The organism is Yersinia alsatica, from assembly GCF_902170305.1.
Classification (GTDB): Bacteria; Pseudomonadota; Gammaproteobacteria; order Enterobacterales; family Enterobacteriaceae; genus Yersinia; species Yersinia alsatica.
Map to the genome: position 1 here is coordinate 336,582 of NZ_CABHWW010000033.1, position 23,052 is coordinate 359,633.

The window sequence follows — 23,052 nt, forward strand, 5'->3', positions numbered from 1 at the left end:
CGGTTCCGTTTCGGCTAGAAATATTAAACCGGTGTCTTTAGCCCGAAAAATGTTCGGGCCGTCACCACATCATTGGCGATTTGCTGCTTCAACGCATCGAGCGAAGCAAAACGCTGTTCGTTGCGCAGTTTCGCGCGGAGCACCACATCAATATGGCGCCCATAAAGATCCATAGTTACATCAAGCAGATGAACCTCTAGCTGCTGGCGAATGCCAGCAACGGTAGGCCGAGTGCCAATATTGGCAACACCGGGCAATGGCTTTGGACCCAAGCCATAAACATCAACCGCATACACTCCTTTTACCGGAGCAACTAAACGTTTTAACGGCAAATTCGCCGTTGGGAAGCCTATTGTGCGCCCCAGTTCGTCACCGTGAACCACACGACCAGAAATACTGTATGGGTGACCTAGCAGTGTCTCGGCCAACACCAAGTCGTCGTCATTAAGTGCCTGACGAATCGCGGTGCTGCTGATACGCAGCCCAGCATCACAAAAGCTGTCGGTGCTGATCACATCAAAACCAAACTCAGCCCCAGCTTGCTGTAATAGCTGAAAATCCCCCTGACGCCCTGCGCCAAAGCGGAAATCATCACCAACGGTTAAAAACTTAACACCCAACTTCTCTACCAGCAACTGAGCAACGAAAGCTTGCGCAGTATTAGCAGCAAAACGCGGATCAAACTTAACGCACAATAAATAGTCAACACCGGCCTCGGCCAGATATTTAGCTTTATCGCGCAAGCGCGTCAGCCGTGCTGGTGCTTTATCTGCTGCAAACAATTCCAATGGTTGCGGTTCAAATATCATTACCATTACGGGCAGCCCCAAGCGCCGACCTTCGTGCTTTAGCTGCTCCAATAAGGCCTGATGTCCGCGATGGACACCATCAAAGTTACCGATAGTTAGCACGCAACCATGGTGGCGTGCCCGGATATTATGTATACCGCGAATTAGCTCCATAGCTGGCTCAAAACAGTGGAAATCGCCGGATTATACCTTGTACAGCGGTTAAGGTTAACCCGCGATTGGCACCTTTAACCGAAAGTCATGCCATTTTGCCAATAATCTGCAGGTAAAATCCCTTTTACTGACTTTATCCTGTAGAATACGTTCGCCGTTGAATACAGAAGCTGGTTGAGGTTTTTGCAAGAATCACTGTCTGCAAGAATCACTGTCGAATCCTTTCGAGGCAGTGAACTGTGGAATTTTCTTTCGAAAGACTGTATTCCACAGCGCGAAGCTGGTAAAATCCCGCTCCATCACAACGTAGCAAGTGCCGCCCGTACAAACGGCGCTTATTTGCACAAATCCATTGACAATCGAAGGCGAAAAGGGCATATTCCTCGGCCTTTGAATCGTCCTCAATAGAATATATTTGGGAGTTGGACCTTGGCTAATATCAAATCAGCTAAGAAACGCGCCGTACAGTCTGAGAAACGCCGCAAGCATAACGCTAGCCGTCGCTCAATGGTGCGTACCTTCATTAAGAAGGTTTATGCGGCAATTGCAGCTGGCGATAAAGACGCAGCGCAAAAAGCATTTAATGAAATGCAACCAATCGTGGATCGTCAGTCCTGTAAAGGTCTGATCCACAAAAACAAAGCAGCGCGCCATAAGTCAAACTTAGTAGCGCAAATCAACGCAATGCAGTAATTGCATTACGTCGACTGCTTAGTAAAAAGACCGGCCTAGGCCGGTCTTTTTATGCATTCTTCAAACCCACAGACTCTTTTTAATCTGCAAATTTTAGCCACTAATTTTAGCCACTAAAGAGTGCAGAAAAATCTTTGTTACATACCCGCTGTACCGCCGGATGCTGGATCATACGCTCAGCAAAAATAACGTAATACTCTTCCTGTACATTATCTAAGCGGCCAATTTCTACAATTTTGTCATCTTTAGCATAGGTATCAGCTGCATATATTGTCGGCGCAACAAAAATAGCATTGTTATAGAGAGCAAAGGCATTCATCAATGCCGCGTCATCAAACTCCCCCAGAATCTCTACTTTGAGCCCTTTGCTGTTAATCCAGTTCAGTAATTTACGCCCCAGCATGGAACGGCGACCAGGGATCAACAAACGCTTTTGCTGTAAACAAGCCGGGAACGGCAACTCCGGAATGGGCTGACGACAGTAAAAACTGACACTGCACTCCCCGAGTTTCACCGAGAATAACCCTTCTTGTTGGCTGGAATCGACGGGGCAGTCAGACAAAATCATATCCAGTTTATGCTGGCTCAATTGCTCCAATAACATTTCATGGGTCGATTCAAAACAGCGCAGATGAATTTTTTCATGATCTGCCACGGCAGTCTCTAATACTTGGCTAACCAGCCGCTTGGATAATGCATCAGCAACACCGACATCAAAGAGCAAATTAGCTTCTTTACGATAATTAACGATATCCAGCATTTCATGGCTGAGCATAAACATTTTATCGGCATAGCGAAAAACCAGCTGACCCAGCTCTGATGGCACCAGCCCTCGCCCTTGGCGTTTGAATAATTTGCCGCCCATACGTTCTTCCAAGGCTTTAATTTGCCCGGTAATGGTCTGTGGCGTTAGAAATAAAGCTTCAGCAGCGCCAACGACTGAGCCTTCCTTACAGACCTGCCAGAAATAATACAGATGATTAAAATTGATATGTGACATTCGCATGTTGTTATCTCCTTAACATATCGCCGAGCCGAATAGAGGGCTCCATGCACGACTAAACATTCCCTGTTCCGAGACTTCACAAAATGAAAGCCAGGAAATCCATCAAGTAAAACGCCAGTGCCGCAACCTGCAGCACTGGCCATTTAGTTCTGAATTAGTGAGCCGCTTTTCTGTTTGCAGGCAAGGCTAACCGTAATAAACAATAGCCCACAACTGCTGCGGAGGTCGAACCTAGCAATATACCCAGTTTAGAATAGGTCGTCAGGGCAATATCGCCGCCTTCAAAGGCCAGTGACGCGATAAATATCGACATGGTGAAGCCGATACCGCATAGCACTGATACGGCAAAAATCTGCTTAAAGTTTATCGCATCTGGCAGTTTAGCAATCCCTAACTTAACCGCTAGCCAACTAAATAAGAAAATCCCCAGCGGCTTACCAATAAACAGACCGCTTGCAATCCCAAGAGGCAGTAGCGATGTCAATCCTGAGAGAGAGACACCTTGCAATGAAACGCCTGCATTGGCAAAAGCGAATAACGGTAAAATCAAATAAGCCACCCACGGGTGCAAGCCATGCTCCAGCGATTCTGAAGGTGAGCGCTTATCTTTAGTGTGCAGCGGGATCATAAAGCCCACAATCACCCCGGCTAACGTCGCGTGCACGCCAGATTTAAGAATACAGACCCACAGAACTAATCCCACCAGTAAATAGGCTGATGTTTTTCCGACACCCCGCCAGTTCATATAGCCCAATAGCGCAATAGCCGCGGCGGCAACCCCCAAGGCTGGCACTGAAACTTCATGGGTATAGAACAATGCAATGATAATGATGACACCCAAGTCATCAATAATGGCTAATGCCAGTAAAAAGACCTTCAAGCTGGTTGGAACTCGGTTCCCCAGCAATGCCATGACACCCAATGCAAAAGCAATATCAGTAGCGGCTGGAATTGCCCAACCTTGGCGGGTGACGTCATCCGCCCCATTAAACAGTAAGTAAATCAGGGCGGGAGCCAACATACCCCCCAATGCTGCAATGGCCGGGAACACTGCTTTATCGCGCCCTGCCAATGACCCTTCCATCAGTTCGCGCTTCACTTCCAGCCCGACAACCAGGAAGAACACTGCCATTAAGCCATCGTTAACCCATAACAGCAGCGGCTTACTAATATCCAGCGACGCTATCTTTACTGATACCGGCACATCAAGAAATGATAGATACAGCCCTTGGAGTGGGCTGTTAGCCATAAATAAGGCCACAAGCGCGGCAAAAATTAAAATTAAACCGCCTGCAGCCTCTTGGCGTAAAAATTGACGAATTATGTTTGTCACAATGAATGACTCCTTACATCGGACAGTGAGCTGGTGCTCGGCAAATCAATTCATAAATCTTAGGATAATCCTCAATTCGAAAAAAGTCGTTTTTATAGCATTGAATGCTCGATAAAACCGATCCATTACTGATGTACGTCACAGATATTTCGCGATGACGATGAAAAAAATCCCCGATGGTTATCGAGGATTTTAATTTTCATCTGCTTTATTAGCTTGTTAGCAGCTAAATCGCAACTAGCGGGTCAGGTCATCAAAGAATTTCTTAACGCCATCTAAAAAGCTTTTAGAACGTGGGCTGTTTTTCTCGCCCGCGGCACCAACAAAGCTTTCTTCCAGTTCACGCAACAGTTGTTTCTGTTTTTCGTTCAGATGGACCGGAGTCTCAACCACAACACGGCACAGCAAGTCGCCTTGACTACCACCGCGAACAGATTTAACCCCTTTGCCACGCATACGGAACAGTTTGCCCGTTTGCGTTTCTGCAGGTACTTTCAGCTTAACTCGGCCATCCAACGTCGGAACTTCAATCTCGCCGCCCAAGGCTGCCATTGCAAAGTTAATTGGGACTTCGCAATAGAGGTTATTGCCTTCGCGCTCGAAGATTGGGTGCGCTTTGACCTGAACCTGAACGTACAAATCACCCGCTGGTGCGCCGTGTTCACCGGCTTCACCTTCACCGCTTAAACGAATGCGGTCACCGGTATCCACGCCCGCCGGGATCTTAACCGACAGCGTTTTTGATTTCTCAACACGACCATGTCCATGACATTTATTGCACGGGTCTTTAATAATTTGACCGCTGCCATGACAAGTCGGACACGCCTGCTGTACGGTGAAGAACCCTTGGCGCATATGCACCTGACCTGCCCCACGGCAAGTCGAACAAGTCACCGGAGAACTGCCTGGCTTAGCACCGCTACCGTGGCAAACATCACACTCATTTAGCGTCGGAATACGGATTTCTTTGGTCACACCCCGGACAGCTTCTTCCAGTGTCAGATCCATGTTGTAGCGCAGATCTGAACCACGGGATGCACGTTGACGACGGCCACCACCAAAGATATCACCGAAAACATCACCAAAAATGTCGCTAAAGTCTGCACCACCGCCACCAAAACCGCCACCGCCCATGCCACCTTGTTCAAAGGCTGCATGACCATATTGATCATAGGCTGCGCGCTTTTGTGGGTCGGTCAGAATTTCGTAAGCTTCCTTAACTTCTTTGAAATTTTCGCCGGTATCGTTCTCGTCCTGATTACGATCCGGATGATACTTTACCGCCAGGCGTTTATAGGCCTTTTTGATTTCACGTTCATCGGCGTCCTTTTTGACGCCTAAAACCTCGTAATAATCTCTCTTCGCCATTCTCTTTTTTTCCTACCCTTAACATGCGTGCACGGGCGTAGAGTTTCCTCGACGCCCGTGCTGGTTTCCAGCAACAGTAAGGCCTACTACTGCTGTGCCCGCTTAAGGGCGATTATTTTTTATCTTTCACTTCTTCGAATTCGGCGTCTACGACGTCGTCTTCTTTCTTGGCACTGGTATCACCAGCATCACCGCCTGCGGCAGCTTGCTGCTGTTGTGCCATTTCCAGCAACTTGCCAGAAACCTGCACCAGAGCCTGAGTTTTCGCTTCGATTTCAGCTTTGTCTTCGCCTTTCAGAGCGGCTTCCAGAGCTTTCACCGCGTCTTCGATGGCAGTTTTGTCTTCAGCTGGCAGTTTGTCACCGGCTTCTTCCAACTGTTTACGAGTACCGTGAATCAGATGGTCAGCTTGGTTACGGGTCTGTACCAGCTCTTCAAACTTACGGTCTGCTTCAGCGTTAGCTTCAGCATCACGTACCATTTTCTGGATCTCTTCCTCATTCAAACCAGAAGATGCTTTGATGGTGATCTTCTGCTCACGACCGGTATTTTTGTCTTTAGCAGACACATGCAAAATACCATCGGCGTCGATATCGAAAGTCACTTCGATTTGCGCCATGCCGCGAGGTGCCGCCTGGATACCGTCCAGATTGAACTGACCCAGAGACTTGTTATCCTGAGCACGTTTACGTTCACCCTGCAGCACATGGATGGTTACTGCAGACTGGTTGTCTTCCGCAGTAGAGAACACCTGGCTGTGCTTAGTTGGGATAGTGGTGTTTTTAGTGATAAGCGGAGTCATCACACCACCCATGGTTTCAATACCCAGTGACAGTGGGGTAACGTCCAGCAACAGAACGTCTTTCACTTCACCAGACAGAACACCACCCTGCACTGCCGCACCAATAGCTACAGCTTCATCTGGGTTAACGTCTTTACGTGGCTCTTTACCGAAGAAATCAGCAACTTTCTTCTGAACCATTGGCATACGAGTCTGACCACCCACCAGGATAACGTCCTGGATGTCGGAAACAGACAGGCCAGCATCCTGCAGAGCCACTTTCAGTGGTTCAATAGAACGGTTGACCAAATCTTCAACCAGTGACTCCAATTTAGCGCGAGTCACTTTGATGTTCATGTGTTTTGGACCATTGCCATCAGCCGTGATGTACGGCAGGTTGACGTCGGTCTGCTGAGCTGAAGACAGCTCAATTTTCGCTTTTTCAGCGGCTTCTTTCAGACGCTGCATTGCCAGTGGATCGGTACGCAGATCCATGCCCTGATCTTTCTTGAATTCATCAACCAAGTAGTTAATCAGACGGCTATCGAAGTCTTCACCACCCAGGTGGGTATCACCGTTGGTTGCCAGAACTTCAAAGGTTTTTTCGCCATCAACTTCGTCGATTTCGATAATTGAGATATCGAAAGTACCACCACCAAGGTCATAAACCGCGATAGTACGGTTGCCGACTTCTTTATCCAGACCGTAGGCCAATGCTGCTGCGGTTGGCTCGTTGATGATACGTTTTACTTCCAGACCTGCGATACGGCCAGCATCTTTGGTTGCCTGACGCTGAGCATCGTTAAAGTATGCAGGCACAGTGATAACCGCTTCAGTCACTGGCTCACCCAGATAATCTTCAGCCGTTTTCTTCATTTTCTTCAGTACTTCAGCAGAAATCTGCGGTGGTGCAATTTTTTGGCCTCTTACTTCCAGCCAAGCGTCACCATTATCAGCAGCAACGATTTTGTACGGCATGATGCTCTTATCACGCTGTGCTTCTTCGTCCTGGAAACGACGGCCAATCAAACGCTTGATAGCAAACAGTGTGTTTTCTGCGTTAGTGACAGCCTGACGTTTAGCTGGTTGACCAACCAGAATCTCACCATCTTGGGTATACGCGATAATAGAAGGCGTTGTGCGATCGCCTTCGGCGTTTTCCAGCACGCGCGCAGTTGTGCCATCCATAATTGCTACACAAGAGTTGGTAGTACCCAAGTCGATACCAATAATTTTACCCATCTAGAACGCCTCCACTAAAAAGTCATATTCGGTCAAGTTACTAATCTATATGTGGGCGGATTGTTTTTTTTCAACTGCCCAAATTCTTACAATCAATGTTTTCACACCCAGCATTCTACTGGCGTATGTTTCCGCTGATCCACGATTAGTCCCTGCGGTTGGGAATAAGATGGGGCCACGAAACGCAGCATCAAGGGGGGAGATGAAAAAAAATTACTTTTTATCACCCTCAAGATCATTGTTTCCAATCGCGCGGATCATTATGATGCCGCGCGCACTGAGGGAATTGACGACTTTTTGGTCATTCAGGCGCTTTATACTTATTCGGATAATTATCCTTTTTTATTAGCATTCTGTTACTTGCAGAGGACTTATGAACACCACCAAGTTGGCGAATCCTGGCCCATTAGGCCTGATGGGCTTTGGGATGACCACCGTCTTGCTCAACCTGCACAACGCAGGCTTCTTTCCCCTGACCTCTGTTATTTTGAGCATGGGGATTTTTTACGGCGGTCTGGCACAAATTCTGGCGGGTATGCTGGAATATAAGAAAGGCAACACTTTTGCCGCTACGGCGTTTACCTCTTATGGTGCATTTTGGTTGAGCCTGGTCGGTTTGCTGATGTTGCCTAAAATGGGTATGGCGGAAGCAACTGATGCGCAATTCCTTGGCGTTTATTTGGGCCTATGGGGTATCTTCACGCTGTTTATGTTCTTCGGCACTCTGCCAGCCAACCGTGCTTTGCAGTTTGTTTTCGGTAGCCTGACGCTGCTGTTTGCTCTGCTGGCAGTCGGTAACTTCACCGGTAACCATTCACTGCTGGTTTTCGCTGGTTTCGAAGGCATTATTTGTGGTGCCAGCGCAATTTACCTGGCAATGGCAGAAGTACTCAATGAGCAATATGGCCGCACTGTGCTGCCAATTGGCGAACCGAGCCAAAAGTTACAAGTACAAGCTGTAGTTTAATTACAGTCTGTTTAGAAAGCTTATATTTGACTGCCCCCTGAGTATTTATATTCAGGGGGCTTTTTTATACTTACTTATCGTAACACCGCTATTGGCAGCCCTTATATATCACCAATCATTATATATAAAAACACATCTATTTATTAACACTATAAAATAGTTAAATAGAATAATTTAAATAGATAAAGAAAACAAATAGCTCGTCATATAACATATCAATACCGTTGATAATATTGATGAGTAAAATAAACCCAAGGGCCGCCGATGAAAATAGTCACAAAGCTATTAGCTAGCGTTATATTAATAATATCGCAATCAGCTTGGTCAGAGCAGGCAAAAATCTGTTTTTATGAATTAGCTGATTTTAAAGGAGAATCGTTCTGTGCCGCAGAAAGTGAGGAAAGAGCCACCTATATTTATGATGAACACTTTGATCATGGAATAGCCTCTATTTCAGTTCCGCCAGGAATGATTATCACTATTTATGATGGTATTAATTTCTCTGGCACTAATAAAAAATTAAAAAATGATATTAACCAGCAAGAGTTAATATCATTAGGATTACATAAAGAAATAAAATCCTATCAAATAGCACCGGCAATCTGCTTTTATACTGAAGACAATTATCAAGGTGACAGCACCTGCCTAGCTTCAAATCAACAAATAGATTTATATCATGATAGCCAAGGAATAATTAATTCTAACCGAAATTCAGTGCTTATTCATAATGATAGTATAAAATCAATCACAATCCCTAATGGGATGATGGCGACAATTTATAAGAATGACAATTTCAATGCACCTTTTTTTGAATTAACCGAGGATATTGCTGTAAATGGTTTGAAATCATTAGGAATGGATAATGAAATAACCAGTATCAAAGCATCAGAAAAAAAAGAATTTAGCTGTGACCAACAATGCATCATTATAGGACATCGCAGAATAAAGTTAGCTGATGCATTCGGTAGTTACTGGGATAACTCTCTATTAAAAAACAAACAATTACTTCTTGTTTTCAACAGCGATGGAATATACAGAAACGCCACTTATGATATTAAATTATTTAACGGACCAACCATTAGCTTGAATAAAGGCAACATCATATTTTCCGATCTCAGCATGGTTAGCAAGTTCTATTTTAACCTCTATGAAGAAATAGACAGATTGTCATTTATTATACAAGTAGAGGATAGCATCGTAAAAACTCAGTATATCCAGACATTAAATAATAACTTAGTCGACATATCACCCATCATATTATTTGAATGGGATAACATAATGAACGACAGCCCAGAAATAGAAATTATAAACTACAACATAGAAAAACCGTTAATTCTAACCAAAGCTATATTGACGGCAGACACTGGCATTAAAACAGAAAGAAAAAGAGATGTAAATCAAGTAGTAAACACAAGCAAAATAATATGTGCCTTTACTCCGTTCCTAAATATTTATAATTACATTACACATGGTAAATGCCAGCAATTAGATAGTATTATATTTAGCGCAGAGAAATACTTTAATAATAGCACGGAAGGAAAAACATTACATATTGCAGGCAGCAGTCGTCCACTAAAGAAAGAATCACTGGCAAGAACAGAGCCAGCCGATATAAATGGTTTTAATAGCTACGTGCTATTAACTTATATTGACAGTACTAAGCATAACCAATCACTAAGTTTACCGGCTGTTGCTAAAGCCTGCATGGTTTCTATCTATTCTTTATTCAATTCACGTCAGGTACGTCAAATAAAGCCTCATTGTATTGATTGGACATTAGAAATCATGACTGATTTCACCTTATTATTCGGCCATAGTCTGGAAACATGGAATGCTGTATTTTTTGGCCAAATTATAGACTCTATTATTAGAACCGGAAGCACTGGAGTCGAAGTAGCAGACCCAGAGGTGGAAAAGCGATTAATCAATACGGTAAAAGAAAAAGTAACGGAGCGAAGTGAAGAAGATCCTCTCCATCATGTCAGAACCGCCTTTGACTATGCTCAGCTTAGCTATTTAGGGTACAACTTTCGTTATTTATCGGATGAGCCGCCCTTACGAGTGGAATTATTACCTCTAGGAGTCTATGAGTTATTATTAGATACATTTGAATACCGACCAATCCACCCCAGCTTCATGGTGCAAAATGAACTTGTTATGCAACATGACTTGAATTTTGAAGTGGAAATACTGACTACACTCCCCCCTGAAGAGGAGGAAAAACTTTCGGATGCTGAAATTCAGAACGCTCAAGCCATGCGAAGAAGACTCAGCGAAACTATTGCGCAATGGGGGCAACAGTATCAAGGCGCGCATATGGGATCAGATCCTACTGTAGATGGCAAAGAGGCCGTACTCAGTAAAATCCTACATGCAGGACATATTGTTACCGGAATAATCCATCGGAGATTAATTATTCGCCGCCCCGGTGAAATTTATGTGGTTATCAAGCTACATGGCAGAATTATAGCGATTGTTCTGGCTGACCGTTTTAACAGCCAAAATGAAGTTGAGCTGGTCGCCTCAGCAACCCTGCCAGATTATGTATTATCCCCGGAACGTGAAGGAACTGTTCGTGGGGCTGGAACCGCCGCAGTGAGTGAACTCGCCCGCTATTTACAACGACAAGGAGCCAGAACATTATTTTCTGAAGTCATTTCTCAGCCCTCAGCGCGAGTCAAACAGAAGCTCGGCTTTAATTTCAAAACGGAATTTTAAGCTCAATTAGCAAAAAAATAGCCCATAAATTTATGGGCTATTAGAGTAGAAGTTTATTTGGCGATATCGTGGTTCAGCCCATTACTTTCTTGGTTATCTGAACTTTCACGTCACTGTTAATATCATTACGCAGATAAATCCCTAACAACAACCCCACCAGTGATAACAACAACATGTAATACGCGGGAGCCATTGGGGTCACCTTCATCAATAAGGTCACCACAATCGGTGTCAACCCACCAAAAATGGCATATGCCACGTTGTAAGAGAAGGAAATACCGGTGAAGCGAACTTCCGCAGGGAATGCACGAACCATCACATAAGGTACTGCGCCAACAATGCCCACACAGAATCCAGCCATCATATAGTGGCTAAACAGTTGGGTCGGATCAGTCAAATTAGTGTGATAAAACGACCATGTGGACACAGCCAGCATCAGGCTACCAATAATAAAGGTCTTACTGGCACCAAAACGATCAATCGCCAGCCCTGCGACTACACAGCCAAATACCAATGCAACAATTGCCAAGCTGTTTGCTTGCAATGCTAGCGCCGGTAAGACATCAAACTGTTTCTGTAAATAAGTCGGCGTCATCAGGATAACAACCACAATACCGGCTGAGAGCAACCAAGTCAGCAGCATGGAAACAAACACTTCTTTCTTATGATTAACCACGACAGATTTCAATGGCAATTCATCTGCCAAGGTTTTGCGGGCCTGCATCTCTTTGAAGATAGGAGTTTCCTGCAACCAGCGGCGTAAATACATCGCGAACAAGCCGAAGATCCCACCAAGGAAGAACGGCACACGCCAGCCGCCATCTAAAATAGCTTGATGACTCAGCATGGTGTTCATCGCGGTCGCAACCAGTGAACCTAACAAGATCCCAGCGGTTAAACCTGCGGTTAAGGTGCCGCAGGCGATACCAATGCGCCGGCGTGGTACGTGTTCAGCCACAAAGACCCAGGCACCGGGAACTTCACCACCGATTGCCGCACCTTGTAATACCCGCATCAGCAACAGCAGTAATGGTGCCGCGATACCAATAGAGGCATAAGTCGGCAGCATACCAATCGCCAGTGTTGGCAATGCCATCAACAAAATACTCAAAGTGAACATTTTTTTGCGGCCGACCAAATCACCAAAGTGCGCCATGATGATGCCGCCCAGTGGACGAGCCAGATAACCGGCGGCAAAAATACCGAATGTCTGGACCTGACGCAGCCACTCCGGCATATCTGTCGGGAAGAATAGGTCGCCAATAACCGCCGCAAAGAAGACAAAGATAATGAAATCATAAAACTCTAGCGCCCCGCCAAGTGCGGCCAGCGTGAGTGTTTTGTAATCTTGCTTATTCAACCGGCGATTATGATTATGCTGTTGGCTAGCATGAGACTGGGATAAGTCATTTTGAGTTGAGTTGTGTTCTTGAGGCATATGACACCGTAGTAAACCAGAGTAGGGGAAGAAAAATATTTCCAACTTTTTGTAAAGTAAACATGACTATACCGTACAAAATTCCCCACACGCTTACAACGGAGTTTTATGCTATAGAAAATTCTAATTTAGTCTTTTGCACCAATAATGGCACTCTTAGGACGAAAAGACGCTACCACTTCACTGTTAGTTTCGACGTAAGGTCCGTCCAGTAATTGGATGCAATAAGGCACACTGGCAAAAATCCCGGCGACAACAACCTTTGATTGAGCATCTTTCACTCCTTCAAGGGTTTCTTTGATGGATTTAGGCTGCCCAGGTAAGTTAATAATCAATGCTTGCTTACGGATAACCCCCACCTGACGGGATAATATCGCGGTAGGAACGAAATGAAGGCTGATTTGACGCATTTGCTCACCAAAGCCCGGCATTTGGCGATCGGCAATAGCCAAGGTGGCATCAGGGGTAACATCACGTCTTGCAGGGCCAGTTCCGCCGGTGGTCAGCACCAAATGGCAGCCCATTTCATCGACTAGCTCACACAAGGTTTGTTCAATCAGTGTTTGTTCATCGGGGATAAGACGGGTTTCGATTTCAAAAGGGGTGGTCAATGCACTGGCCAGCCACTCTTCCAATGCTGGAATGCCTTTATCCTGATATACCCCACTCGACGCGCGATCTGAGACGGAAACTAAACCGATACGTAATGTATTCATGTGACTACCTCGACGAAAAGCCTTTATCTGTGGCGAATAATAGCATATCCCACGTCATTGGAACTGCTCTCAGACGCAAGTGACAGGCAATAAAAAAGGCGGCTTACGCCACCTTTTCGTCAGATAACTGCGGATAATCAATTACCGCAAGCTATAGAAATTACAGCAGGTCTGAGATCATTTTCTCAAGTTTGCCTTGGTCGATAGCAAATTTACGGATGCCATCAGCCAGTTTATCAATCGCCATTGGGTCCTGATTGTGCTGCCAGTAGAACTCAGCTTCAGTCAGTGGAGCAGGTTTAGCCTGTACTTCACCGGTATAAGACAATTTACGCTCTACCGGGCCTTCACTTTCTGCCAGTTCTTTCAGCAGAGATGGCGCGATAGTCAGGCGGTCACAACCTGCCAACTCGATGATTTCGCCCAGATTACGGAAGCTTGCGCCCATAACCACAGTCTTATAACCGTGTTTTTTGTAATACTGGTAAATCTCGGTGACGGAAACAACACCTGGATCTTCGTTTGGTGCGAACTCTTTTTTATCGCCATTGGCCTTGTACCAGTCAAGAATACGACCAACAAATGGTGAAATCAGGAACACACCCGCTTCAGCACAAGCACGCGCCTGAGCGAAGGAGAACAACAGAGTCAGGTTACAGTTGATACCTTCTTTTTCCAGCTGTTCCGCAGCACGGATACCCTGCCAGGTAGAAGCCAGTTTGATCAAAATACGATCATTGCTGATGCCAGCTTCGTTATACATTTTGATCAGGCGCTTGGCTTTTGCCACACTGGCAACAGTGTCATAAGACAGACGAGCGTCAACTTCAGTAGAAATACGGCCCGGGATCAGCTTCAGAATTTCCAAACCAATATTAACAGCCAGTTTGTCTGTCGCATCAACGATTTGCTGAGCATGGTCGCTACTTTGTTCACGAGCCCAAGCAACAGCCTCATCAATCAGCTTGCGGTATTCAGGAATTTGCGCAGCATTCAGAATCAGTGATGGGTTGGTGGTTGCATCTTGCGGCTGATACAGTTTCATTGCCGCGATATCCCCAGTATCTGCTACTACAGTGGTGATTTGACGTAGGGAAGTAAGTTTATCGGTCATGTTGTCGTTTCTCATCGTTTGTGCATGAACTTTTGGCATGTCGCTGCTTTTTATCTCTGTCGAAACAACTAATCATCTCTTTTCTGATGTTAGCCATTTCTCACAATTGGCTATTTCGACACTGTGCCTTGTCTTGATAATAACATGCGTAAGCCTCGGTGCAAGGCAGTTAAACTGATTAAAAAAGGCACAAACCAGCACTATTCGGTTCGCAACCGTTTTCGCCTTTTAAAACAGCCGGAAACCGGCAGGTTATTAGCAACTTCGTCCATTCTTGTGGTGCTGAGACGATTTAGCTAAACAAAGTTTTTCATCATTGGCTACCAAAGCTGTAAAAACTATATCCGTTATCGGAAATACCGCCTACCTATCTTAGCAATCGTCCAATCTTCTTTTAGCTGACGGGTGCTTTTTGCTACAGTGTGTTATCTGGATAAACAGGATGTCGTTATGCTTATTATTATTTCCCCAGCCAAAACCCTTGATTTTCAAAGTCCGCTAGCGACCAAGAAGTTTACTCAGCCTGAAATGTTGGATAAGTCACAACAACTTATCGAGATTTGCCGTGAGCTGACGCCGGCGCAAATCAGCAGTCTGATGGGGATTAGCGACAAACTGGCGGGGCTAAATGCCGCCCGCTTTAGCGAATGGCAGCCAGATTTCACGCCGGACAATGCTCGCCAAGCTATTCTGGCCTTTAAAGGTGATGTCTACACCGGGATGCAGGCACAAGATTTCAGTGCGGCTGATTTTGATTTTGCCCAACAACACTTGCGCATGCTCTCTGGCCTATACGGTGTGCTACGCCCACTCGATCTGATGCAGCCTTATCGGCTAGAAATGGGAATTAAACTGGCAAACCCGCGCGGCAAAGATCTCTATTCTTTCTGGGGTGATCAGATAACCGAAAAACTGAATCAGGCGCTGGAGCAGCAAGGTGATAACGTGCTGATTAATCTGGCCTCTGATGAGTACTTTAAGGCAGTAAAACCAGCCAAATTAGCCGGTTCACTGATTAAGCCGGTGTTTTTGGATGAGAAAAACGGTAAATATAAAATCATCAGTTTCTACGCCAAAAAAGCCCGAGGTCTTATGAGCCGCTTTATCATTCAGAACAAATTGACCAAACCAGAGCAACTGGTTGATTTTAATCTGGAAGGCTATGAGTTTGATGCCGGGTCATCGGCGAAAAATGAGTTGGTATTTAAACGGAGTGAAAGCTAGGTTTTGTCATTCAGTTGTTTGGGGGCTGGGTTTGTAGGGTGGAGTTAACAGGCAATATTTCTCGCAAACCGCAGGCGCAGGAGGGCTGGTTTACCCTCCTGCTCGGTTGAGTTCACAAAAGTAAGATGAACACTGAACGGTGAGCAACCGATAACAGTGACCCCATACTTAACAACCGAACCATAACCTACTATTTTAACAAAAAACGGATAGACGCTACTTCGGCAAAGCCATCAAGAAACCACGTAACTTTGCAAAATCTGCCGATAAATCATGGGATAGCAAAGGTAACTGTGCCCGCACCGCCAATGGTTTTGGCAACGGCAACTCTTGCCCCAGGATCTCTTCTACACTCTCTTTGAATTTCGCCGGATGTGCCGTACCAATGAACAACCCGAATTCACCATCTTGCAATTGGTCACGCAGAACACGGTAAGCAATGGCAGCATGAGGTTCTGAGATATAACCCAAACCCGCCAGCTCGCGCATGGTGTCTTTGGTGATGTCATCACTGACCGCCCCGTGGCCCAAATCCTTCAACTGCCAGATTTTACGGCGATAGAGTTCTTCAACCCGTGGCCAGTTATTTGGCTGGCTGACATCCATGGCATTCGATAGCGTCGCCACAGTGGGTTTTGGCTGCCACTGGCCATTAACCAAGAAACGCGGCACGGTATCATTGGCATTGGTGGCAGCGATAAAGCGCTTAACCGGCAACCCCAAGGATTTAGCCAGCAGGCCAGCCGTCAAATCACCAAAATTACCACTTGGTACAGAGATAACCAGTTGATTACGCGCTTCTTGTGGCAGTTGGGCTACCGCTTCAAAGTAATAGCAAATTTGCGCCAATAAACGGCTAATGTTGATTGAGTTAGCAGAATTAAGGCTCAATTCCTGCTTTAACTCTTCGTCATCAAAGGCTTGTTTCACCAGGGCCTGACAAGCATCAAAATCGCCATCAATGGCCACCGTGTGGATATTGCCCCCCAGCGTACAGAACAGTTTTTCTTGCAGTGGGCTGATTTTGCCACGTGGGTAGAGGATAACCACCCGCACGTTTTTCAGGCCATAAAACGCATGGGCCACTGCGGCACCGGTGTCGCCAGAGGTCGCCGTTAAGATAGTTACTGGCTGATCGCCAGCCACTTCAGCTAGCATTTGCGCCATAAAACGTGCGCCAAAATCTTTGAATGCCAATGTCGGGCCGTGGAACAGCTCCAGAACCGCGATATCATTCTCAACCTGCGCGACCGGTGCCGGGAACTCAAAAGCCGCCTGCACACGTTTGGTTAAAACTTCGGGAGCAATTTCACTGCCAATAAATGCAGATAAAATGCGGCTGCTGCGTGTTACAAAATCCAGATCCAGCAATTTATCAATTTCAGTCAGCTCAAACTCGGGGAGTTCCAGCGGGAAGAAAAGCCCCTGCTGCTTGCCCAAACCCTGCTTGATCGCTTGCGCGAAGCTGACCTGCTCGTTGTGATCTTTAAGGTTATACAGTTTCATGCGTTATCCCAGTAGTCGTGCGCCTGCGGTATCCAGACGGCAAATATGAACAAAACCTTCGTCGTTTTGCAGGTAATGATTTTGTAGCCAGCCCGCCATACGCTGCGCGGTGTCTGCGTCGTCACAGACGGCAAACAGGGTCGGGCCGGAGCCGGAAATACCACAGGCCAATGCGCCAATATCATGCGCAGCTTGCCGCGCTGCCGCAAAGCCCGGCAGCAATTGGGTGCGATAAGGTTCGGCAATAACGTCTTTCATCATTTTAGCCGCCAAATCTGGCTGCTGAGTGTGGCAGGCGTGAATGAACCCGGCGACATTGCGCCCATGGGTGATGCAGTCCTGACGGCGATACTGCGCCGGTAAAATCGCCCGCGCTTCAGCGGTTGAGACTTTAATACCCGGATATGCCATCACCCACAGCCAGTCATCGAAGCCGGGCACGTCTTGGCTAATATAGCCATCTTGTTCAAGAATCAGCTGCATCCCGCCCAAATAGCACGGCGCAACATTATCAAAATGAACGCTGCCGGATACCCGCCCTTCCAGTTCACCCATCAGGCCAAGCAAGGTAACTTTGTCCAGCGGCTTGCCACAGAATTCGTTCATAGCCATCAAACCAGCGACGACTGAACAGGCGCTAGATCCCAGCCCTGAGCCAATCGGCATGTTCTTTTCCAGTACCATCGCCACCGGGATCTCTTGGCCAATTTCCTGACAAAAACGCTCCCAGCATTGATAAACAATATTCTGTTTTGGGTCGTCAGGCAGTTTACTGACAAAGCGGCCTTCATTGCGCAGGCTGAAACGCTCTGCCGCAACCACACTGACACAGTCACCCAGCAAGCTGCCGTCAATCGGTGAGACCGCCGCACCTAGTACATCAAACCCGACGCTGACATTGCCAATCGATGCCGGAGCATAGATTTTAACCATATTTAAACTCCCAACTTCCATGATAATGTGCGTAAAAGATCGGCGAACACCCCAGCAGCAGTCACGTCATTACCCGCGCCATATCCGCGAAGTACCAACGGAATTGGCTGATAATAGTGGGTATAGAAGGCCAACGCATTCTCACCATTTTTAACTTTATACAGCGGATCGTTACCGTCAACAGCATCCATCCGGACAATACAACGCCCTTCTTCGATAACCCCAACATAACGCAACACTTTGCCCTGCTCGCTGGCATCCGCCACCAGACGAGTAAACTCGGCATCCAATGATGGCAAGCGCGCGAGGAAGCTGTCGACATCACCTGAAGCATCAAAACTTGCTGGCAGAACTGACTCAACCTCGATATCCGTCAGTTCAAGTTTGTAACCTGCTTCACGGGCCAAAATCAACAATTTACGCGCAACGTCCATCCCGGAAAGGTCGTCACGTGGGTCCGGCTCGGTATACCCCATTGCCTTGGCCTGCAACGTCGCCTCCGACAATGTCATCCCTTCGTCGAGCTTACCGAAGATAAAGGAGAGTGAGCCAGACAGAATGCCAGAGAAACGCATCAGCTCGTCACCAGCATTCAGCAAATTCTGTAAGTTTTCGATTACTGGTAAGCCAGCACCTACGTTAGTGTCATACAAGAATTTACGGCAGGATTTCGCCGCCGCCGCACGCATCTGACGGTAATAATTCATTGATGATGTATTGGCTTTCTTATTCGGCGTCACAACATGGAAACCATCCGCCAGGAAATCAGCATATTGGTCAGCCACAGCCTGACTGGAGGTACAATCAACAATCACCGGATTGAGCAAATGGTACTCTTTCACCAGACGAATCAGGCGGCTCAAGTTAAACGGCTCTTTCACTTCAGCCAGCTCATGACGCCAGTTATCCAGCTCGATACCGTGCACATTGGTCAGCATAGCTTTGGAGTTGGCAATACCGCATACGCGCAAATCGATATGGCGCTGTTTCAGCCAAGGTTGTTGACGATAGATTTGCTCGATCAATGCTCCACCGACGCCACCAACACCAATGACAAACACTTCAATGACTTGGTCAGTATTGAACAGCATCTGGTGGCAAACACGCACCCCGGTAGTGGCTGCATCATTGCTGACCACCACCGAAATAGAGCGCTCAGATGAGCCTTGAGCAATCGCGATGATATTGATATTGGCACGGGCCAGCGCCGAGAAGAAACGGGCCGAAATCCCGCGCAGCGTGCGCATGCCATCGCCAACCACTGAGATAATCGCCAAATGCTCCATGACATCCAGAGGCTCCAGCAGGCCGTCTTTCAGTTCCAGATAGAACTCTTCTTCCAATGCTCTGCGGGCGCGAGCTAGCTCTGACTGCGGGACACAGAAACTGATGCTGTATTCCGAAGATGACTGAGTAATCAGCACCACTGAAATGCCGCTGCGGGACATAACCGCAAAGACACGGGCGGCCATGCCGATCATCCCTTTCATACCTGGGCCTGAAACGTTAATCATCGCCATATTATTCAGGTTGGTGATGCCTTTAACCGGGAAGCCATCATCGCTGCTCTCACCACCAATCAGAGTGCCGGGAGCTTGTGGATTCGAGGTGTTTTTAATCAGGCAAGGAATTTGGAACTGGGCGATAGGAGCAATAGTGCGAGGATGGAGAACTGAGGCACCAAAATAGGAAAGTTCCATAGCCTCTTGATATGACATCGATTTCAACAATCGCGCATCAGGAACAACACGCGGGTCACAAGTATACACCCCGTCGACGTCAGTCCAGATTTCGCAACAGTCAGCACGTAAACACGCCGCCAGCGCCGCAGCAGAATAGTCGGAGCCATTACGGCCCAACACTACCAGTTCGCCTTTGTCATTACCGGCGGTGAAACCTGCCATCAGGATGATGTGATCAGCAGGAATAGCACTGGAACCAATACGGCGAGTAGATTCAGTGATATCAACTGTGGATTCAAGATAGTGGCCATGAGCCAGCAATTTCTCCACCGGATCAATCACGCTAACTTGATAACCTTTGGCTTGGAATACCGCTTCCATGATAGCAATGGAGAGTTTTTCGCCACGGCAGATGATGGAGGCATTGATACTATCCGGGCATTGCCCTAGCAAAGAGATACCGTGCAGAACATGTTTGAGTTGCGCAAACTCATGGGCCACCAGTGCTTTCAGGCGCTCGTAGTCAAAACCGGGTTGCGCATCAGCCAATCCACGCAATAGCTCGGAGAAAATTCGCTCTGCATCACTGATATTCGGCGAGATATCTTGCCCGGCGACCATTTTGTCGATCATCGCCACCAGATGATTGGTAATTTTAGCGGGAGCGGATAACACCGTAGCCACTTGCCCCTGACGCGCATTATTTTCAATGATATCGGCAACACGCATAAAGCGTTCTGCATTTGCTACTGATGTCCCGCCAAATTTCAGCACTCGCATTTCTGGTTCTCTCCCGCTTTCGCGCTATTTTTATCGCAAACTTTTTTGCAAAGATTTGATTGAAAAAAAAAGCCCGCACTGTCTAGGTGCGGGCTTTTTTTTGTTGTTTCCTTTACGCGTCAGCCCGCCCCGTAACCTGTGGTTTCGGTGGTGGTAATAATTGTTGTGTTCAGGCTGATGTATCGCATGTCGTCTGTCTGTCTCATAAAATAAGTTCTCCCTCTATTGGTTAAAGCAATCGTCCCCTCAAGTCAAATTTTTTCATCCGCCGCCAGTAAGAAATTAACTGCCGCATAATGGTTAATCGTCTAACTCTGGAAACATTATCAGCGGATACAAATAAAATACCCCGGCAAACACCAGACAATAAAACCGTTGAATTAGCTTTGGTCGCTATAATGAACTTTGCGATTTTTTTTCACCTTAATGATATGAAATACCCTGACAGGCAATTGAGGCGTTCTACAGCATAAAATCTAATTGAAGGGGCAAAATAGGCTGGTTATCGGTTCAAATGGTTTTAAATGCAACAAAAATGAAAACTTTGTCACTTCGCTTTACATTTGACTAACATTGGTGATAATTCTTCTTATGCTTCTGGATGAAATAGACCGCTGACAAGGAAAAAGGCTTAATTGGCTTTATGTCGAAAGAATATTGATTTTAAACAATAAAAATCAACAGATTAGAAATTTCATTTTTTTGTTACGTCTGTCTTCCAATTTTTAATATTAATAACACTGAATCGATCACATAATTTAACCAACTATCGCTTAAGCTGGTATTCTTGTAAGTCTTTTTCACAAAAGTGTTAACGTGCTACAATTGAATTTGATATATGTCAACAAAGCGTAGTTTTGTTGGGTGGTACATTCGGCTCACACTGTTATATTGCTGTTAATAGGGTTAGGATATGCGCCGCTTTTGTCACCTTTGGGGCTGTAGGGAGTAACACCCCGACCAAGCTAGTGATGTTGTTGACGTTGATGGAAAGTGCATCAAGAACGCGTTTACGTACTTTAGTCATGTGATGAACGGGATGACGAGTAACCAGTCAATAAAAATCCTAATATAACAAAGACTTCTGTACTTCCTATTTCTATTTTGTTGGCAATTTTAGGTAGCAAACATGCAGACCCCGCACATTCTGATCGTAGAAGACGAGATCGTTACTCGTAACACCCTGAAGAGCATTTTCGAGGCGGAAGGCTATGTTGTTCATGAGGCTAATGATGGCGCAGAAATGCACCACATTCTGTCTGAGAATGATATCAACTTAGTTATCATGGACATCAATCTGCCGGGCAAAAATGGCCTGTTGCTAGCACGAGAACTTCGTGAACAAGCAAGTGTTGCCCTAATGTTCCTGACAGGCCGTGATAACGAAGTTGACAAGATCCTTGGCTTGGAAATTGGTGCTGATGATTACATCACCAAACCTTTCAATCCGCGCGAATTAACCATTCGGGCACGTAACTTGCTGTCACGCACCATGAATTTGGGTAGCGTAGGCGAAGAGCGCCGCTTGGTTGAGAGCTATAAATTCAATGGCTGGGAGCTGGATATCAATAGCCGCTCACTGATAAGCCCTGCTGGCGAGCACTATAAGCTGCCACGCAGTGAGTTCCGCGCCATGCTGCACTTCTGTGAAAACCCGGGCAAGATTCAATCCCGTGGTGAATTGCTGAAGAAAATGACCGGTCGCGAGCTGAAGCCGCACGACCGTACGGTTGACGTCACTATCCGTCGTATTCGTAAGCATTTCGAATCTACGCCGGACACCCCAGAAATCATCGCTACTATTCACGGCGAAGGCTATCGTTTCTGTGGTGACCTGGAAGAGTAAACCTCTGCCTGCCGTCTACAATAAAAAAGCCAGCTGCAAATGCTGGCTTTTTGCTTTTCTAGCATTAACGCCAAGGTATGATTGGCACCGCACTTATCGCGTTTTTCGGTGAGCCATCGACAATTCTGTCTGAGTAAGTGAGATAAACTAAAGCATTACGTTTCGGGTCATAGAAACGAACCACCTGTAGCTTTTTAAAGACCAATGATGTCCGCTTCTGGAAAACCACCGAACCTTCAGATTTCCTATTCTTAATTTTGTCACTTAACTCGATTGGCCCGACTTGCTGGCAAGAAATGGCAGCATCAGAAGTGTCTTCCGCTAATCCTAATCCCCCCTTGATACCACCGGTTTTTGCCCGGCTGATATAACAAGTTACATTTTTAACATCAGGATCATCGAAGGCTTCAACCACAATTTTATGGTCAGGTCCCAGCAATTTAAATACCGTATCGACGGAGCCAATCTCCTCCGCATGGGCGGTTATTACCCCCAAAGAAAGTACGCAACCAAGGAATATCCAATTTTTTTTCATACACTTACTCCATGTCATTGAATAACGTTATTCAACGTTAAATATTTATTGCTGATAATAAAACAATTGGTTAAAAAGTCATTTTATAAATCTTAGGTACTTTTTTAACACACAAGGCCAGTAAATTCTTAAGCAGTCGAGAACATAAAAAGTTGCTACTATGCGCCAGAGCTATTCTTTTGATATTACTAATACCCTAAATTTAGGC

19 protein-coding genes and 1 other annotated feature are annotated in these 23,052 nt (G+C 46.2%); of the genes, 5 read left to right on the forward strand and 14 right to left on the reverse strand.

Features of this window, described 5'->3' with window-relative positions; translation table 11 throughout:
* Positions 1 to 23: 23 nt before the first annotated feature.
* Complete coding sequence (gene ribF, locus FTA96_RS20600) at positions 24 to 962, reverse strand: bifunctional riboflavin kinase/FAD synthetase (RefSeq protein WP_050145564.1); 939 nt, start codon at positions 960 to 962, stop codon at positions 24 to 26.
* A gap of 429 nt (positions 963 to 1,391) precedes the next feature.
* On the opposite strand from ribF, the gene rpsT reads away from it, so the two are divergent.
* Entirely contained in the window at positions 1,392 to 1,655 is a 264-nt protein-coding gene (gene rpsT / locus FTA96_RS20615) for a 30S ribosomal protein S20 (protein ID WP_002220715.1), read from the forward strand.
* Between the two features lie 106 nt (positions 1,656 to 1,761).
* On the opposite strand, the gene nhaR is transcribed toward rpsT, so the two are convergent.
* From nhaR to dnaK, 4 genes are all read right to left on the reverse strand, one after another.
* A complete protein-coding gene (gene nhaR, locus FTA96_RS20620) occupies positions 1,762 to 2,661 on the reverse strand; it encodes a transcriptional activator NhaR (protein WP_050106599.1) in 900 nt (299 codons plus the stop codon).
* Between the two features lie 154 nt (positions 2,662 to 2,815).
* Complete coding sequence (gene nhaA, locus FTA96_RS20625) at positions 2,816 to 3,994, reverse strand: Na+/H+ antiporter NhaA (protein ID WP_050106600.1); 1,179 nt, start codon at positions 3,992 to 3,994, stop codon at positions 2,816 to 2,818.
* Positions 3,995 to 4,231: 237 nt separating this feature from the next.
* Positions 4,232 to 5,362 (reverse strand): molecular chaperone DnaJ, encoded by a 1,131-nt coding sequence (gene dnaJ / locus FTA96_RS20630; protein WP_004706078.1) that lies wholly within the window; start codon positions 5,360 to 5,362, stop codon positions 4,232 to 4,234.
* Between the two features lie 112 nt (positions 5,363 to 5,474).
* Positions 5,475 to 7,385, reverse strand: coding sequence for a molecular chaperone DnaK (gene dnaK / locus FTA96_RS20635; RefSeq protein ID WP_004706076.1), 1,911 nt, complete (start codon positions 7,383 to 7,385; stop codon positions 5,475 to 5,477).
* 373 nt (positions 7,386 to 7,758) lie between these two features.
* Between dnaK and satP the strand changes: the two genes are divergently transcribed.
* Positions 7,759 to 8,352, forward strand: coding sequence for an acetate uptake transporter (gene satP, locus FTA96_RS20640; RefSeq protein WP_050106601.1), 594 nt, complete (start codon positions 7,759 to 7,761; stop codon positions 8,350 to 8,352).
* A gap of 264 nt (positions 8,353 to 8,616) precedes the next feature.
* Positions 8,617 to 11,070: a GNAT family N-acetyltransferase gene (locus FTA96_RS20645; RefSeq protein ID WP_145574777.1), complete on the forward strand. Its 2,454-nt coding sequence runs from the start codon at positions 8,617 to 8,619 to the stop codon at positions 11,068 to 11,070.
* Between the two features lie 73 nt (positions 11,071 to 11,143).
* Here the strand turns inward: FTA96_RS20645 and FTA96_RS20650 are convergent, their stop codons facing one another.
* The 3 genes from FTA96_RS20650 to tal form a co-directional block, all read right to left on the reverse strand.
* Entirely contained in the window at positions 11,144 to 12,508 is a 1,365-nt protein-coding gene (locus FTA96_RS20650) for an MFS transporter (RefSeq protein ID WP_050106602.1), read from the reverse strand.
* A gap of 128 nt (positions 12,509 to 12,636) precedes the next feature.
* Positions 12,637 to 13,224, reverse strand: a complete 588-nt coding sequence (gene mog / locus FTA96_RS20655; protein ID WP_050106603.1) for a molybdopterin adenylyltransferase — start codon at positions 13,222 to 13,224, stop codon at positions 12,637 to 12,639.
* A gap of 160 nt (positions 13,225 to 13,384) precedes the next feature.
* On the reverse strand, positions 13,385 to 14,338 hold the full coding sequence (gene tal, locus FTA96_RS20660) for a transaldolase (RefSeq protein WP_004706065.1): 954 nt from the start codon (positions 14,336 to 14,338) through the stop codon (positions 13,385 to 13,387).
* Positions 14,339 to 14,788: 450 nt separating this feature from the next.
* Between tal and yaaA the strand changes: the two genes are divergently transcribed.
* On the forward strand, positions 14,789 to 15,562 hold the full coding sequence (gene yaaA, locus FTA96_RS20665) for a peroxide stress protein YaaA (RefSeq protein WP_145574780.1): 774 nt from the start codon (positions 14,789 to 14,791) through the stop codon (positions 15,560 to 15,562).
* A gap of 216 nt (positions 15,563 to 15,778) precedes the next feature.
* Here the strand turns inward: yaaA and thrC are convergent, their stop codons facing one another.
* The 5 genes from thrC to yjjY form a co-directional block, all read right to left on the reverse strand.
* Complete coding sequence (gene thrC / locus FTA96_RS20670) at positions 15,779 to 17,068, reverse strand: threonine synthase (protein ID WP_145574783.1); 1,290 nt, start codon at positions 17,066 to 17,068, stop codon at positions 15,779 to 15,781.
* A 3-nt stretch (positions 17,069 to 17,071) separates the two neighbouring features.
* On the reverse strand, positions 17,072 to 18,001 hold the full coding sequence (gene thrB, locus FTA96_RS20675) for a homoserine kinase (protein ID WP_050145707.1): 930 nt from the start codon (positions 17,999 to 18,001) through the stop codon (positions 17,072 to 17,074).
* A gap of 2 nt (positions 18,002 to 18,003) precedes the next feature.
* Positions 18,004 to 20,463 (reverse strand): bifunctional aspartate kinase/homoserine dehydrogenase I, encoded by a 2,460-nt coding sequence (thrA, locus tag FTA96_RS20680; protein WP_087817729.1) that lies wholly within the window; start codon positions 20,461 to 20,463, stop codon positions 18,004 to 18,006.
* A gap of 62 nt (positions 20,464 to 20,525) precedes the next feature.
* Positions 20,526 to 20,644, reverse strand: a sequence feature (Thr leader region).
* Positions 20,583 to 20,669 carry a thr operon leader peptide gene (gene thrL, locus FTA96_RS20685; RefSeq protein ID WP_071598596.1) on the reverse strand — a complete coding sequence of 29 codons (87 nt, stop codon included), beginning with the start codon at positions 20,667 to 20,669 and terminating at the stop codon, positions 20,583 to 20,585. Its footprint overlaps the feature before it by 62 nt.
* Before the next feature lie 680 nt (positions 20,670 to 21,349).
* Positions 21,350 to 21,490 (reverse strand): YjjY family protein, encoded by a 141-nt coding sequence (yjjY, locus tag FTA96_RS23610; protein WP_004706054.1) that lies wholly within the window; start codon positions 21,488 to 21,490, stop codon positions 21,350 to 21,352.
* Between the two features lie 102 nt (positions 21,491 to 21,592).
* Here yjjY and arcA point away from each other — a divergent pair, with 102 nt between their 5' ends.
* Positions 21,593 to 22,309: a two-component system response regulator ArcA gene (arcA, locus tag FTA96_RS20690; RefSeq protein WP_004706052.1), complete on the forward strand. Its 717-nt coding sequence runs from the start codon at positions 21,593 to 21,595 to the stop codon at positions 22,307 to 22,309.
* A gap of 64 nt (positions 22,310 to 22,373) precedes the next feature.
* Here arcA and creA read toward each other — a convergent pair whose 3' ends face one another.
* On the reverse strand, positions 22,374 to 22,844 hold the full coding sequence (gene creA, locus FTA96_RS20695; RefSeq protein ID WP_145574786.1) for a protein CreA: 471 nt from the start codon (positions 22,842 to 22,844) through the stop codon (positions 22,374 to 22,376).
* Positions 22,845 to 23,052 lie beyond the last annotated feature (208 nt).

What these genes read in the sequence shown, in the direction of transcription:
- thrC (WP_145574783.1), bottom strand. Translation starts at nt 17,068, where the DNA reads ATGAAACTGTATAACCTTAAAGATCACAACGAGCAGGTCAGCTTCGCG.
- FTA96_RS20650 (WP_050106602.1), bottom strand. Translation starts at nt 12,508, where the DNA reads ATGCCTCAAGAACACAACTCAACTCAAAATGACTTATCCCAGTCTCAT.
- satP (WP_050106601.1), top strand. Translation starts at nt 7,759, where the DNA reads ATGAACACCACCAAGTTGGCGAATCCTGGCCCATTAGGCCTGATGGGC.
- mog (WP_050106603.1), bottom strand. Translation starts at nt 13,224, where the DNA reads ATGAATACATTACGTATCGGTTTAGTTTCCGTCTCAGATCGCGCGTCG.
- arcA (WP_004706052.1), top strand. Translation starts at nt 21,593, where the DNA reads ATGCAGACCCCGCACATTCTGATCGTAGAAGACGAGATCGTTACTCGT.
- thrL (WP_071598596.1), bottom strand. Translation starts at nt 20,669, where the DNA reads ATGAGACAGACAGACGACATGCGATACATCAGCCTGAACACAACAATT.
- thrA (WP_087817729.1), bottom strand. Translation starts at nt 20,463, where the DNA reads ATGCGAGTGCTGAAATTTGGCGGGACATCAGTAGCAAATGCAGAACGC.
- dnaK (WP_004706076.1), bottom strand. Translation starts at nt 7,385, where the DNA reads ATGGGTAAAATTATTGGTATCGACTTGGGTACTACCAACTCTTGTGTA.
- yjjY (WP_004706054.1), bottom strand. Translation starts at nt 21,490, where the DNA reads ATGACTAAAGTACGTAAACGCGTTCTTGATGCACTTTCCATCAACGTC.
- ribF (WP_050145564.1), bottom strand. Translation starts at nt 962, where the DNA reads ATGGAGCTAATTCGCGGTATACATAATATCCGGGCACGCCACCATGGT.
- dnaJ (WP_004706078.1), bottom strand. Translation starts at nt 5,362, where the DNA reads ATGGCGAAGAGAGATTATTACGAGGTTTTAGGCGTCAAAAAGGACGCC.
- tal (WP_004706065.1), bottom strand. Translation starts at nt 14,338, where the DNA reads ATGACCGATAAACTTACTTCCCTACGTCAAATCACCACTGTAGTAGCA.
- yaaA (WP_145574780.1), top strand. Translation starts at nt 14,789, where the DNA reads ATGCTTATTATTATTTCCCCAGCCAAAACCCTTGATTTTCAAAGTCCG.
- FTA96_RS20645 (WP_145574777.1), top strand. Translation starts at nt 8,617, where the DNA reads ATGAAAATAGTCACAAAGCTATTAGCTAGCGTTATATTAATAATATCG.
- creA (WP_145574786.1), bottom strand. Translation starts at nt 22,844, where the DNA reads ATGAAAAAAAATTGGATATTCCTTGGTTGCGTACTTTCTTTGGGGGTA.
- thrB (WP_050145707.1), bottom strand. Translation starts at nt 18,001, where the DNA reads ATGGTTAAAATCTATGCTCCGGCATCGATTGGCAATGTCAGCGTCGGG.
- nhaR (WP_050106599.1), bottom strand. Translation starts at nt 2,661, where the DNA reads ATGCGAATGTCACATATCAATTTTAATCATCTGTATTATTTCTGGCAG.